We start from the raw sequence: 16,387 nt of genomic DNA on the forward strand, positions 1-16,387 counted from the left end.
TCCAGATTTCCGCCTGTGAGTACTAACGCTCTGTCAAATTAAATTTGACAGGTAGCGAATACCCAGGAGGTTAATGATGGCTGAATTTTGGGGGTCTACGACCCATCAAAATTTCCTGACGGAACACTAGTGGTTCACCAAAGGAACTTTGCCTGGTAATCTAAACTCAGAAAAACCAATTTGCGAGGATTTGAAGGGGTTGCAACCCCCTTCAAAATTTGCTTGGCAGACTACTAATTGAGAAGTTGTGATCGTCACCCTGAACGAAAGTACCAGATTGCCGAGGATTCAAGCTACGCCCTAACCTTTTCCCAAAGGACGAGGAAGAGTTCTAGCGCCTTCCTCTATTGGAAGAAGGGGTGGGGATGAGGTTCATCATCCTGTTCAGCAACGCTCCTTTGAAAAGGAAGTGACAGGATGATACTTCTAACGGTTCAAACGGTTGCTCAAAATCTGAGCAATTTGCCACTACCTCATTACACTGATTTCTCAAATGGATTAACGACCGATCTTGGGAACGGATGTTCGGTATCGGCTGTAGTTTATGCCAATGAAATCGGCTGTCAAGCATCAAGAACGAGGGGACAAACGTTTCCAGAAAGTTTCATCCTTTCTCAAAGTAGCCAACTCCAGCAACCTAACTTGCTGGAGTCGGTACTATTCTTTATTAACCCCGTTTCCTTAGAATTACTTAGAGTAGAAGCAAAATTTACTAAATCTGCATATATTTAGCCTAATCCCTCCGAAAGTTCCGCACAGTAAAGTTTTTATCAGGACATGCCTGGATCTAAAAAAATACGGTGAAGATTTTTCAGCCATGCTTTCTCACAATCCACTTAGGAGCGCTAGTGCAGTGAGTATTTAATTTTACAGCCCCTGAATGTTGAAAATGTTGGGTTTCGTTGGCGCTTCCCTAACCTACGTTGCAGAACTTTTAGATTGCTCTACTGATGGTTCACTAAAGGAACTTTGGTTGTTAATCTCATTCGAGTTTAGAAAGCTACTGGATTGATTTATGAATTTTCCGTGAATTTACTGACAAGACATCCTGAATTGACTTTTCTTTTACTGAACGGAGGAATACACCTAGAAAGGAACCAGGCAAGAGAAATTAAGGGAGCAAGCGATCGGGTTCAGGGATGAGAGGCAGGGATGGAAAGGAGAGTATTCATTAAAAGGCTCATAACGTTCGTAGTCCATCCCCTTTTCGGTGCCCCTATTTGCAGTTTTTAAGGAATGTGGTTATGGAAATCAATAAATTAGGTCTTTCAGTAGCCCCTTCCGTTACCGGAGATTTGCTGTCTGTTTCCAGTGCTACATTCAACGGCTTGACCAATCCGGCAGAGGCGCTGTCATCCTTCAAAGCAGGTTGGTTTTCTTCCAGTAGCAGTGGTTCACCCTCCCAGCTTATTTTTGTCGATCCTGAAGTCATCCATTATCAGAATTTGCTTGCTGATGTGGAACCCGGTACGGCAGTCTATGTCCTCGACCCACTTCAGGATGCCGTGCAGCAAATCACTCAGACGTTATTTCAGTACAGGGGAATTTCTAGCCTGCATATTCTTTCCCACGGAGCCTCTGGCAGTTTGCAATTGGGTGCAACCGGGCTGAGTTGGGATAACTTGAGTCATTACACCAGCGAGTTACAGTCCTGGGCGGAAGCGCTGACTACCGATGCCGATATTCTGCTCTACGGTTGCAATGTGGCACAGGGGGAACTGGGGTTAGCCTTTGTGCAACAACTGGCGCAACTGACGGGAGCCGATATTGCTGCCAGTATTGACCCCACTGGAAACCATGACCTGGGCGGCAATTGGGAACTGGAAGTTGCCACTGGGGCGATCGCATCTTCCTTAGTCTTGAGTGCTGCTGCCCGGTCGATGTACGGGTACCTGCTGGTGAGTCCGGTGATTACCTTACCAGGTGGAACGATCGCCTATACCGAAAATGCCGCTGCCGTTTTAGTTGATAGCAACGCAACGGTGATCGATGCCGACAACCCCGCTAATTTCAACAACGGCATCCTGACGGTCAGCTTCACCGGGGGTGGAATTGCCTCCGATCGCCTTGCCATTCGTCATCAGGGCAACGGTGCCGGACAGATTGGGCTGGATGGTAGAATCATTAACTTTGGCGGAACCCAAATTGGCACCTTCACAGGCGGTATCAGCAACGAAAACCTGGTTATTTCACTCAACAGTGCTGCTACGCCCACAGCAGTTGAGGCATTGTTGCGGAACCTCACCTACGCCAGCGTTTCCGATAATTTACCTGCCACTGGAAGCCGCACGATCTCGATCGTTCTGAATGATGGAACTGGGGAAATCAGCCTGCCAGCAACAAAGACCGTTAGTGTAACGGGTGTCAATGATGCTCCATTTATTGGTAATAAACTGACGCTGTACGACGGTAGCACCAACCTGTTGCCAACCACCGCTGGTTCCGCTCCAGGTGGACCCTGGTTTGCCTACCGGGATACCTCCCTCCTGAGTGGTAGTGCGACCCAATTTGCGAGTGGAGGAGGCACCACCCTCACGACCGACTTTCCAATCTATGCTGGGTACAGCAACTACCGATTTAACCAAAGCGGTAATGTGTTGACCGGCATAACATTTACACCTGAGCCAATTAATGGCGCTGCTTTTCCCACGCTCGATCGCACAGCGGGTTATGTCCTCAGTTTTACCGCCCAGGTAATTGACGAAAACCGCACGGCAACTGCCAATAAGAACAACGATGGCAAAGACGATCGCGCCGGTTTCAGCGTCACTGTGCTTGGCAATGACCGGAGAGGCATCGAATTGGGCTTCTGGGAAGACCGGATCTGGGCACAGGAAGACGGCACCACCCAGAGTAATCCGGCATTAGAGCCAGACAGTCCACCCGCCAGCAACTCCCGAACCCTGTTTACCCAGGCAGAGTTTGTCAATATCAACACAACGACTCTGATCAATTACGACCTGGCAATTCTGGGCAACCTGTATACCCTGTTTGGCAATGGCACCCCGATCCTGAGCGGTCAGTTACGCGATTACACAGCATTTATTCCCCCTACCCTAACCGTGGGACCTCTGCAAACTAGTGTTACCTTACCCAATCCCTATGAACTGAGCAATTTCATCTTTTTGGGAGATGGCACCCCCTCGGCTGAAGCAGCAGTCCGAATTAATGGGATTTCCGTGGCGACCAATAGTCCTTTATCTGCCCGCAGTGTAAATGAGGATACACCGCTGACGTTTCCTATTGGCTACATAGGCGACATTGATGCCAATGCCAGCCCTATTAGCGTTACCCTCGCTGCCGCCAACGGAGTTTTAACCGTAAATCCAGGCATTTCCGGTGGGTTGACTAGTGTCAACCTGACCAACAACGGCACCTCAACCGTCACCCTGAGCGGTACTCTGACCCAGATTAACCGGACTCTGATCAGTGCCAATGCCCTTACCTATCAGGGAACCCCCAACTACTTTGGTACCGATACCCTGACCGTGACTGCCAATGATGGTGGTGTAACAGGTGGTATCCCACAAACGGCAATCCGCACGATCACGATTACGGTTAACCCCGTCAACGATCGCCCCAGTTTCACTGCCACCAATCCACCTGTTGGCTCTGGTCTAAGGTCCCAGGTGGTTCCCAACTGGGCAGTCTTTAATCCGGGGGCTGCGAATGAGTCCAACCAGACAGCAACTTACCTGGTGAGTAATATTTCCAATCCTGCCCTGTTTGCCACAGGCGGGGGACCGGCGATCGCCCCCAATGGCACCCTTACCTACACCCCAGCAACAGGTGCTGCGGGAACGACCACCTTTGAGGTGACCGTTCGAGATAGTGGCGGTACTGCCAATGGTGGACAGGATACCTCCTTCTCCCAGATCTTCACCATTACAATTGATCCCACGTTGTTCTCACCAGTGGTGCATTCCGATTTTAATGGCGATGGCTTCACTGACCTACTCTGGCGCAACACAGTCAGCGGAGAAAACGGTATCTGGCTCATGAATGGCACCACCATTGCGTCGATCGCCCTGCTGCCAACCGTTAGTGACCTGAATTATGAAATTCGGGGAACCGGCGACTTCAATCAAGATGGGCAGGTTGATATTCTCTGGCGCAACCGGACCGCTGGGGTAACTGGCATCTGGTTGATGGATGGGTTGTCAATCAGTTCGATAGCGGTGCTCCCTTCAGCACCTTCTGATTGGCAAATTTACGGTGTGGGTGACTTCAATCAAGACGGTTTTCTGGATCTACTCTGGCGCGATACCGCCAGTGGCAGTACAGGCTTCTGGTTTTTGAATGGCACCACCATTGCGTCGATCGACGTGCTAACTCCTGCCGTTCCCCTCGATTGGGAGATTGAAGGTGTCGGAGATTTTAACGGTGATGGCACAGTAGACATCCTCTGGCGCAACAAGAACGATGGACAAAATGGTGTTTGGTTTATGAATGGCATCTCCCTTAGTTCAATTGGTGTGTTACCCACCGTTCCAGACCAGACCTGGCGAGTGGCAGGTATTGCAGACTATAATCGCGATGGTGAATTAGATCTTTTCTGGCGCAATGATGAAACGGGAGAGAATGGCATCTGGCTGCTGGATGAGCTGTCCATTTTCTCGATTGCAACGTTGCCAACGGTAGATAGGAATTGGCGATCGCGCTAATAGGCTGCCAAAAATTGTTTGATAGCTTGAAAACCCCAGAATAATAGCTCTGCCAGACTTGTGCTGTGGAGTACTGATGTCTCATCCTTTCCTTATCCACTGTTCTGCCTCTTGGGGATGGATTGGAGGAGAGAACAAGTATCCCTGCCCAAACTCACATCTCAGTTCTTTAAGAGTCTCTAGTTCAGTTTCAGTCTCTATTCCCTCAGCCACAACATCGATTCCCAGGCTGTGAGCCAGAGAGATGATCATTTGAACCATCTGATTAGAATTTGTTGTGAGACGATGGACAAAAATGCGGTCAATTTTCAAGGTATCGATGGGAAATTCACGCAAACGGGTGAGAGAGGAATAGCCCGTGCCAAAGTCATCGATACATAACCGAACACCCAGGTCTTTTAATTGTTTCAAGCGCTGAGCTTCGGGGGTCAGCGGTTCCAGAATACAGCTTTCGGTAATTTCGAGTTTTAAGCAATCCCTGGGGATTTGAGTGGCTTGCAATATGGCATCTAGTTGTTCTAATAAATCGGTTTGTTTTAGTTGAATCGCTGAAAGATTGACATTCATCATCAGCGGAAAAGTCTGGGGGAATTGAACGAGCCAAGTACTTAACTTTTCACAGGCTTCCTGCAAAATCCACCAACCTAAAGGCACGATCAAGCCAGTTTCTTCGGCAACGGGAATAAATTCAGCCGGGGAAATGATTCCCCGTGTGGGATGATGCCATCGCACCAGTGCTTCAAATCCTCTTAAGTTTCCGCTGGGTAGCGCAATAATCGGTTGATACTGGAGGTGAAATTCCCTGGCTTCGATCGCCCGCCGCAGATCGCTTTCTAATTGCAATCGAACCGTGACATGGGTTTGCATTGCCGGATCAAATATAGCGTAGCAATTTCTTCCCTGGGTTTTAGCGTGATACATTGCAGTATCTGCATCCCGTAGAACCTGTGCGGCTTCTTGATAGTCTGTTGTATTCAGAACAATGCCAATACTGGCTGCCGTGAAGACTTCATATCCCTCCACCTGAAAAGGTAAGGAAACCTGGTGATGAATGCGTTTAGCGACTTCGATCGCTTCGGTTGCCTGATTCAAATCCTCCAACAAGATGGCAAACTCATCTCCCCCAAATCGAGCAATGGCATCAGAAGCTCGTACACAGGTTTGTAGTCGTTGAGCCACACATTTAAGAAACTCATCGCCAATTGCGTGCCCCAAACTATCGTTGATCATTTTAAATCGATCCAGATCGATAAATAGTACCGCATAGAGCATGTTGGGGTGACGCTTGCTGAATTGAATCGCATGATCTAGCAGATTGACGAACCAGGAGCGATTGGGTAAATGGGTCAGTGTATCGTGCAAAGCATCATACTGGAGTTTTTCAGTTGCCTGGACTAACTGTGCTTGAGTTTGTTGCAGAATTTCTAATGACCGGTGTAAAGACTGATTTGATGTTTGTAAATTCTCATACAAGCTGGCATTTTCAAAGGAAATGACCGCTTGAGCACACAGGAGATTTAAAACTTGAACGTGATCACTGGTGAAAGCGCCCATTGTTAAATAATTTTCCAAACAAATCACACCCATTGGTCGGCTTTGTTTAAGCAGCGGCAGACACAACACCGATTTTGGTTGCTGCTGAATCAGGTAGGGATCGGCAGCAAAGCGCGTCTCTGTCTTGATGTCATCAATGACGACGACTTCCGCTGTGCGAAAGGCATAGTGGATGGGGGCAATGGGAACGGTTTGACTGGTTTCAAGGGGAGTGGATTGTAGCTCACACCGTTGACCACTAATGCATTGAGCCATGATGACTAACTGGTCTGACTTCAGCAGAATCAATGATCCCTGTTCGGCTCCGGCATTTTCCAGCACAATTTGCATTAGTGTGATGGTTAGAACATCGGGCTTAAGTTCTCCGGAAATAGCCTGGGAAGCTTTAATCACAGCCGCCAAGTCTAAAACCTCTCTCGAACCACTCGAACCACTGGAAACCTGCGATCGCGGATTGGGTTGGTGCTCTGAACGATTTTTACCTGAAGTTAGAACCGGTTGGAGGAGATGGGAATACCGTTGTTCTAGATCCTGCGATTTTGCTTTCGCCTCCCAACGGGCGTAGCAATAGTAGGCATTGAGCAGGTAATCTTGAGCAATTCGTTCCTTCCCCCACTTCAGATAAAATTTCGCTGCCAGTTCATTTGCCAGGGCTTCATCATTGACATACTCGTTAGTTTGAGATCCCTGAATTGCCAGATCATAGAGTTCAATTGCCTCCTTCGGTTGCTTCAGCACCCGGTATCGCTCAGCTTCCACTAGTTGCCACTTATGCAGATGATTCATGGGGGCATGGTGTGCCCAATGCTGAAGAGCGGCTTGATTTTCCTCTATCCGCTGCCAGCGTTGGCGAAGCCTCTCCAAAGGAGAATCGCCCTCCTCAGTGGTTGCTTCGGTGAATAGGGCAAGGGCTAACAGAGAATCATAAAAGTAAAAAACGGGTTCAATCATCGTACCCACACATCCGGTTAAATTCTGTCGGGTTTGAGCGGCATCCTGTTCTGCCTGATCCAGGTTCCCCAGCCAGAAATTTAAGATAAATCGGTGCAGATAAAAAATACAGAGCCGGAACCCATCCCTGGAAAGGTTGACTTCAGCAATCAGCCTGTCTTCATAGGATTTCTGGCGCAGGGTAAACTCGTCCTCCGATTCTCCCAATAAAATCAGGGCAGTTTCCCAGTAAATTAAATAATGCTTGGCACTGGTGTCTCGTTTAAGTTCTTGTAAATGCTGATGATAGGTGCGAATGTGAGTCGCCAGTTCTGTCAGCGGTTGCCCCAACCAGAAGGCGTTTAAAGAAAATACCTGGACAATGTAAACAATGAATTCAAGATCGCCCGTTTCCAGTGCAGCTTGATAGGCATCTTGAAAAATAGGTAGTGTTTCTTTGAGATGGGCAGTGCAGTGGTGAATATATCCCGCAAATATATTAAAAGTTGCTGCTCGTGTGTTTTTTGCCTGGGGTTCCGCCGCCAGTTGATAGGCTAATTGCCCAAACTGCTGCACCTGAGCCATCTCCTGCCAGCGGATGTGGAGTTGAAAGGCATAGCTGACATACCCTACCGGAGAAAAGGGACTGTTCCCATATTGAATCGACAGCTTCACCTGGAGGGCGATCACTAAGAAATAGAGGGATGAGCCAGTCATGTAGCACGAAGGGGAGATGCTATCGGCGATTCTGACAATGGCAAGCTGCTCAGGGTTTGCCATTTTAGGCAGATGAATTAATTCAGCGATGGGGCGATCGCCAATCAGTTGGTCAATGTCCTGCTTCGCTTGTTGTATATCTGCGGGTGTAGGCTGCTCAGACAAGGACACCCCCAGCGATTGCAGAACGGATAGCCCGGTGGAGATCGCCGCTAAAAAGTCATTACGAGTGTTCAACGCCTGGATTTTGATCTGGTAAGACTGCACCCGATCAAGCGGGGTTTGGGCTTGACGCATCACCGTTTCAAGCCAGCGATCCATCTGCTCAAAATCCCCCTTTAACGAGGCGACTTCGGCAGCCAGTTCATGCAGGGCTAAGGACATTTCATAATCAGCTTGCCAGGAGTCACTTCCCAGCAGAGACAGTCCCACCGTTGCATATTCATAGGCAGACTGGTAGGCAGTTGCCCCTCTGGCTTTACGCGCCGCCAGCAGGTTTAACTGGGCAAGTTGATCGCACTGCGAAGGCGCTGTCATCAAGGGAATGCCATAGTTGAGTTGATTCACCAGTTCAAAAATGCGTTCTTCCCGGGCGGCGGGCGAAATGCGTTGCAGTAGGAGTTGTCCAATCCGGTAATGGGCGATCGCCCGCTCGGTTTCTGGAATGAGGGAATAAGCTGCCTGTTGGACGCGATCGTGGAGAAACTGATAGACAATCGTAGAAGTCACGGGTAAATCAGACGATCCAACTACACTATCGATCTGGCTGGTTTCCAATCCATGACTAAAGAACTTGTAGACTTCACTTTGGGGCAGGATCAACCCGTCCTGTAACGCCTGCCATAGCACCGTTGCAATGTCACGGTCTGATTGCTCACAGACGATCGCCAGCGTCGCCAGGTCAAATTGATTGCCAATGCAAGCGGCAAATTTAAGCACCGCTTGAGTCTGGACTGGCAACTTCTGTAATTGCATTGCCATTAACTCAACCACATCATTCGTTAAAGCTAAGGCTTTTATCTGTACCAGATCGCATTGCCAGTAACCCAGTTCAGAGTTGAAACTGATCAACGCCTCCTCATACAAGGCTTTGAGAAACTGAGTGCTAAAGAAGGGGTTGCCCTTCGTTTTTTGATAAACCAACTCTGTGAAGGGTTGGGCAATGGTGGGCGAACAATGGAGCGTATCTGCCACCAGTTGGTTCAGGCTGGCTTCGCTCAATGGAGCCAGTCCAATTCTATGAATCGGGGCGGCTGTTTTGCAAATTTCCTGAATGGCTGCCAGGAGGGGGTGGGCAGCAGAGACTTCGTTATCTCGGTAGGCACCAATAAGCAGTAAATAGCCCCTGGCAGACTCATCCAGCAACAACTGCATCAACCGTAAAGAAGCCGAGTCTGCCCATTGCAAGTCATCTAAAAAGATGACCAGGGGATGTGCTGGCGTGGTAAAAACCTGGATAAATTTTTGGAACAGCAGGTTAAACCGATTTTGAGCGGCAGTTCCGCCCAGATCCGTTACTGGCGGTTGCGATCCAATAATTCGTTCTAATTCTGGAATGACTTCAATAATGACCTGCCCGTTATCTCCCAATACGAGCAAAATTCTGGTTTTCCAGTTTTGCAGTTCTGTCTCAGGTTCACTCAGCAATTGTTCCATTAAGCCGCGAAAGGCTTGCACGAATGCAAAAAAAGGGAGGTTGCGATTGAATTGATCGAATTTACCTTTGATGAAGTAGCCCCGCTGTCGGGCGATCGGTTTATGTACTTCATTCACAACCGCTGTTTTGCCCACGCCAGAGTAGCCTGTCACCAGGACGAGTTCACTGCGGGATAGCGGTGGAGATGGTGATTCATCCCTTTCTGATCCGCTCTCTTGCTCCCTTCTTTCTTCCCCTTGCCCATGCTCAACAGCTTCACTTGCCGTCACCCGTTCAAACGCTGCCAGGAGTTCAGCAACTTCTTGCTCTCGCCCATAAAGCTTTTCGGGAATGAGAAAGCGATCGCTGACATCCCGCTGCCCTACTGCAAATTCAGGAATAATGCGGTGCTCTCGCCAGAACCTCTGACACTGCTCTAAGTCGTATTTGAGTCCCAGTGCACTCTGATAGCGATCTTCTGCATTCTTCGCCATTAATTTGCTGACGATCGCCGATAAAGCCAGGGGAATGTTGGGATTGTGGCTTTGCAGAGGGGGAGTCCGCTTAGCAATGTGGCAATGAACCAACTCCATCGGGTCGTGGGATGGGAAGGGTAACTCTCCAGTCAATAATTCGTAAAACGTCACACCCAGCGAGTAAAAATCTGTCCGGTAATCAATTCCCCGGTTCATGCGTCCGGTTTGTTCGGGTGACAGATAGGACAGCGTTCCTTCCAGGGTATTGAGGGTTTGCAGGATTTGAGTTTCTCGCGCCAGCAAGGAGGCAAGGCTAAAGTCAGTCAGTTTAACTTGCTGAGTTTCTGGATTAATCAGAATGTTACTGGGTTTAATGTCTTTATGAATGACCTGGTTATAGTAGAGTTCATTCAGAATTTCCACCAGTTGGAGAGCGGTATTGAAAAACCCATCCAGATGCCGGAAGTAATTTGTTTGCTCTTTCTGCAATCGGTTGCCCAACCACTGTTTGAGGGAAATTCCGCCAAAGTCCTCCATGATCAGGGCATACCCATTCAGGTAAGGTTCCAGGCTGTAGGGTTGAATAATCCCTGGCAGGTTCAGGGTTTTAGCAATATGATACTGGTTACGAAACTTGACTAACTCCCCCACACTGGGATACTCGTTGCGGAGCAGTTTGATGATAACTGACTGGGAATCGGAGTGCCGCTTACCTCGATAGACCAGTGTTTTAGCACTAGCGTAAAGCGGTTCAAGCATTTGATAACCAATCAGTTCCACCATAGAAGTTGTCATCTTGTAGTCGTTAGCATCCTAATCAGTAATGAGTTTGTAGGTTAAAAATGTCCATAGATACAATATTGATTTCGCCCCATTTCCTTCGCTTTATATAACGCAAGATCGGCTTTGGAAATCAAAGTTTCCGGATGTTTGCCAGAGCAGGGAATGAAACTGGATACCCCAACGCTGACGGTAATGTGGCTTGCGATCGGGGAGTTGGCATGGGGAAATTGCAGGCGTTGGGTTTCTAACCGAATCCGTTCCGCTACATGGCTGGCTCCTGCTTCATCCGTATTGGGCAAAATCATGGCAAACTCTTCTCCCCCATAACGGGCAACCAGATCCCCTGGTCGCTGAGCAAGCTGGCTCAACAATTGGGCAACCAACTTCAAACATTCATCACCTGCCTGATGCCCATAATAATCGTTGTAACGCTTGAAATAGTCCACATCACACAATAGCAGCCCTAGAGGCTGCTGGGCTAACAAAAGCCACTGCCATTGCTCCTGTAAATAGACATCAAAATGATGGCGATTGGCAATTAAGGTTAAACCGTCCAGGGTCGCCATCCGGTAAAGCTCCTGGTTTACCTTCTCCAACTCCCTGGTGCGTTCGGTAACTTTGACTTCCAATTGGCGGGAATAGTCTTTTAACTGTTCGTAGAGTCGGGCATTTTCCAGAGAAATAGCGGCTTGACGGCAAAGGAGATTGAGAATTTCCACCCGTCCTTCGGTAAAGGCTCCAGTGGTTTGCTCGTTTTCCAGGTACAAAATGCCAATTAATTTGCCCCGATTCAGAATCGGAGTACACAGGAGGCTTTTGGGCTGGTGTTGAATGATATAGGGATCTGCCAGCAGAGTCGCTTCCTGCTCGGCATTGTTGATTACAATAGGTTTTAAATTGTGTTTGACCCGGTAAATCAGACTAATCGGAATATCGGCACTATCATCGACGGGTGTAGTTTGTAATACTTTAGGATGCTGTCCTAATTGAGTCACCGCCTCTATGCGTAAATGATTATTCCATAGCAACATCAGGGCACATTTGCTGGCTCCAGCATTGGCGATGACAATATTGAGTAGGGTGGTAAGCAATTGATCTAAATGAATTTCACTGGATAGAGCGTAGGCTGCTTTGAATACGGCTGCATAATCCAGGGCAATCAAACTGCTGCTAAAGGTAAATTGTTGGGGTGAGGAGTAAAGCAGGTTCCCTGCTGGAGGGAAGGGAGCCATGATTGGGAGAGTGGGGGGATGGGAGTGTTTTTGTTGCAGAATGGGCTGAAGCAAATGGGGGTAACGGGTTTCTAAATCAGCTAATTTGGCGGTTGCGCCCCAGCGGGTATAGCTGTCATAGGCGGTGAGTAAATAGCTTTGGGCAATTTTTTCTTTGCCCCACCCCAGGTAAAACCTGGCAGCCAGTTCATTTGCCAGGGCTTCTTCTTGAAGGTATTGGTTCTGTTTTGCCCCTGCGATCGCCGCATCATACTGTTCAATCGCTTCACTTTTTTGTCCTGAAACTCGATGCCATTCTGCCTGTACCAGGTCATACTTGTGCTGAAAGTTCATAGGAGCATGGTGCGCCCAATGGTGTAGTTTTTCTTGATTCTCAGCGACTCTGGTCAGAATTTGCTCCGCCTGCTGGGCTGGCAGATCGGAATAGACCGCCAGTTGGGTTAGGGAATCGTAGAAGTAAAACAGGGCAAAAATAAATTGACCTCTACCTCCATCCAAATATTGCTCAGCCAGGGTTGCCTGTTCTAGCGCACGGGTATAATCACTGAACAGGTAAGAGAGCAGGAGTTGATTGAAATAGAGGTAATAAACCGCGGTTCTGGCATTCGTTTCTAAAAAACAGGGTAAACAAACCGCTTCATCTAAAACCTGACCTGCTAGACAACAGGGATCCTGGGCTTTCCCTAACAAATTGAGAATGGACTGCCAGTGAATTTTATGGGTACATAACGCCACATCTTGTTTAAGCTGCACCATTTTTTCGGCGTAGATGCTCATATCCTGCGCCAGAGAAGTGAGTTCCTGTCCAGCAAAATAGGCATGGTAGCAATATTTTTCAGCCGCAATCGCAGCATGAATTAAATCTCCCGTTTCCAGCCCAATACTATAGGCATTCTGGAGTGATGGCAGGGTGTGGCGTAAAGGCTCTTTCCAATGGCGAACTAAAAAATTAACTAAGAAAGAGGTGCGGGCATAGATTTCTCTGGCATCCAAGGTTTCCAGCAGCTTCAGTGCCACCTGTCCAGATTGATAGCCCGTCTCCAGATCTCCCAGCCCAGAACAGAGCAGCAACCCATAGTTGGCATAGGTTTTAGCCGTGCCGACGGTGTTACCAAACTCAAGCGAGAGGCTGACTTGCTTACAAATGGTGAGGGGCAAAATGTCTGGGAAGCAGAGGTAGGCGGGTGCATCGATGCTTAACAGCAGGCGCAGTGCCGCCTGACTATGGGAATCGCTCATCGGGGGTAAATCCAGAGCACTGGCAATGGATTGGTCTCCTAAATGGCGAGTCACTTCCTCAATGCCCGCTATCCAGTCCGCTGGGCTGGGCTGGGTGGGAAAGTGGATACCGAGTTGACTCAGGACTGACAGGGCAATATCAATTCCCTGGCGCAGTTGATTTTGGGCAATACATGCCGCAATTTGCACTTCATAGGTGGTGACGCGATCGAGCACTGTCTCAACCTTTGCCAACAGTTGCTCCTGCCAGCATTCCATCTGTTGAAAATCGCCTGCCAGGTAAGCCGCTTCAATCGCCTGCTCATAGAGGCTTAACGTTAAAGGGTAATCGGTTTCCCAACTGTGACCGGGCAGAAATGCGATTCCAGTTTTGAAGTACTCGACAGCAACGGTGTAGGCGGTGGTAGCTCTGGCTTTGCGTCCAGCCATTAGATTCAACCGCACCAGTTGTTCTCGCTCCTGGCACTGGGTCAGTAGGGCAGAACCATAATTGAACTGATTCACAATATCGAAAATGCGTTCTTCCAGTTCTGATTCTGAGCAGTGACTGAATAAGCAACGACCAATTTTGAGGTGCGTCAGTTGTTTTTGGTCCTCAGGAATCAGCGAATAGGCGGCTTGCTGGACGCGATCGTGGAGAAACTTATAGGCGATCGCTGGAATAGGGGATGCAACAGCCGGATAAGCAGGTTCCTGCCATTCATCTGCTGCCAATTCATCGTCAAAGAACTTGTAGATTTCGCTCATTGGCAGAATCAACCCTGCCTCTAAGGTGTTCCACAAATCCGTAGCGGTTTGGGATGGCGTTTGCTGTGAAATGATAGCTAATGTTTTCAAGTCAAACTGGTTGCCAATACAGGCGGCTAGCTTAAGGATTGTTTGAGTCTGAAATGGTAGTTTCTGCAATTGCAACGTGATCAATTCAATCACATCATCAGTTAACGCCTTTGCCCTGATTTCAGTAATGTCGCATTGCCAGTGCCCCTCACTTTTGTTAAAGACAATCAGTCCCTCGTCATGCAGTGCCTTCAGAAATTGCACGGCAAAAAAGGGATTCCCACTGGTTTTTTGATACACCAGTTGGGTTAGAGGCAATGCCCGTTCACGGTCACAGGCATGGGTCTCGGCGATTAACTGATTCAGGTGAGATTCCTGCAGGGGGGGCAGGGTAACGGTATAGAGCGGAATCCCTGCATGCCTGAGTTCATCCAATTTCAGCATGAGTGGATGAGCCGGGGAAACTTCATTATCCCGATAAGCGCCAATTAACAACAGATGGACCGTATCACAAGTGTTGAGCAAAACCTGAATTAACTGCAAAGAGGCAGAATCTGCCCATTGCAAATCATCGAAAAAGATCACTAACGGATGCTCTTTAGTCGCAAAGACTTGAATAAACCTTTGAAATAATAAATTGAAGCGGTTTTGTACAGCGTTGCCTGACAGTTGCGGTACCGCAGGTTGTTGCCCAATAATCTGTTCTAGTTCGGGAATCAGTTCAATGATCACCTGGGCATTATTCGCCAGGGCAGCCAGTATTTCATGTTTCCATTCAGCCAGACGGGCATCACTTTCAGATAGCAAATAGCCCATCAAATCTCGCAAGGTTTGGACAAATGCCGATAAGGGCAGATGACGTTGAAATTGATCAAATTTTCCCTTAATGAAATACCCGCGCTGGCGCACAATGGGCTTGTGAACTTCGTTGACGACAGCCGTTTTGCCCACACCAGCGCAGCCTGCAACCAGGATAAATTCGCTGTGTGAGCCAGAGGGGATGGGGACGTGAGGACAGGCTTTTGCTTCGTTCTCCTGTGTCCCGGTTGCCCCATTCCCTGCCACCCGTTCAAACGCTGCCAGTAACTCGGCAACCGGATCTTCCCGTCCATAGAGTTTTTCGGGAATGAGGAAGCGATGGCTGATGTCCTGGGTACCAATGGTAAAGGGGACGATCTGGTGCGTTGCCTGGAATTGGTGGAGACAGATTGCTAAATCGTGTTTCAGTCCTAACGCACTCTGGTAACGATCTTCCGCATTCTTTGCCATCAGTTTGAGGACAATGTCCGAAATGGGCTTGGGCAGCGCTGGGATTTGGGATTGCGTTGGGCGATCGCCCGGTTTCGCGGCTGACTGCCGTGCAATCTGATAGGGAGGAATGGGTTGTCTGGCAATGTGACAGTAAACCAGTTCGATCGGATCCTCTGACTGGAAGGGCAACTGTCCAGTGAACAACTCATATAGCGTCACTCCCAGGGCGTAGAAATCAGTACGGTAGTCTATCCCCCGGTTCATTCGTCCAGTTTGTTCGGGAGATAGGTAGGCGAGGGTTCCTTCTAACAGATTTGGGTTTTGAATTTCCCCCACTTCCTTAGGCAAGCGCGAAGCAAGGGAGAAGTCGGTGAGCTTAACCTGCCTGGTTTCTGGGTGAATCAGGATGTTAGCCGGTTGAATATCTTTGTGAATAATTTGATGCTGATATAACCCGTCGAGAATGTCGGCAAGTTGCAGGGCGATGTCTAGCAGTTCTGCCAGGGGTAGCGATCGCTCCTGGGTAACCTGCCTTAAAGAAATGCCATCAAAGTGGTCCATCACCAGCGCGTGGCTGTTGCGAAAAGGCTCCAGATGGTAGGGATGGATGATGCCTGCATGGTGGATGTTTTTGGCGATCGCGTAGTGGTTCCGGATCTGCTGCTTCCACACCTGAAATAATTGATTGAAAGCAGCACATTCTGGTCTCAGCAGTTTGATCGCAACCGGGCTTTGATCACACTCACGAACTGCACGATAAATCACGGTCTTAAAGCTGCAATAAATGGGTTCGTGCAGATAGTAGCCTGGAATGGCATGAGTTAAACCTGTGTCCGTATCCATAGTGACGCTAAAGAACTAAGCATAAATATTTGCTATGCATACATGGTTTCAGAGAAAGAGATGGGTTCAGGTTTCTGCTAGATGGGACAGTCCACTGTGATGGTGCTGCCTTGCTTTCGCAACCGGCAGGTTGCCCCATATATCAGTCCCTCATACCAAAGGATACCCAATGGGAGTCTTTTATCTATTCGATAAGGGTATTTCTTCACGTCTTAATGGATGCCGGATCTGCGTATCAAGCCCTGGCTCCGGCAAGGCACCAAACATAGTAGCTACCGCATACAC

General features: G+C 48.6%; 4 protein-coding genes. 2 read left to right on the top strand and 2 right to left on the bottom strand.

What is annotated here, in order from left to right; all coding sequences use genetic code 11:
* Positions 1-417 precede the first annotated feature (417 nt).
* Together AC1S52_RS30530 and AC1S52_RS30535 are read left to right on the top strand one after the other, a co-directional pair.
* A complete protein-coding gene (locus AC1S52_RS30530; RefSeq protein WP_482032818.1) occupies positions 418-732 on the top strand; it encodes a hypothetical protein in 315 nt (104 codons plus the stop codon).
* Positions 733-1,244: 512 nt separating this feature from the next.
* Positions 1,245-4,664: a DUF4347 domain-containing protein gene (locus AC1S52_RS30535; RefSeq protein ID WP_482032819.1), complete on the top strand. Its 3,420-nt coding sequence runs from the start codon at positions 1,245-1,247 to the stop codon at positions 4,662-4,664.
* Between the two features lie 81 nt (positions 4,665-4,745).
* Here the strand turns inward: AC1S52_RS30535 and AC1S52_RS30540 are convergent, their stop codons facing one another.
* Positions 4,746-10,772: an EAL domain-containing protein gene (locus AC1S52_RS30540; RefSeq protein ID WP_482032820.1), complete on the bottom strand. Its 6,027-nt coding sequence runs from the start codon at positions 10,770-10,772 to the stop codon at positions 4,746-4,748.
* Between the two features lie 41 nt (positions 10,773-10,813).
* Entirely contained in the window at positions 10,814-16,102 is a 5,289-nt protein-coding gene (locus AC1S52_RS30545) for a diguanylate cyclase domain-containing protein (RefSeq protein ID WP_482032821.1), read from the bottom strand.
* Positions 16,103-16,387 lie beyond the last annotated feature (285 nt).

The organism is Kovacikia sp. CALU 1929 (genome assembly GCF_056784235.1).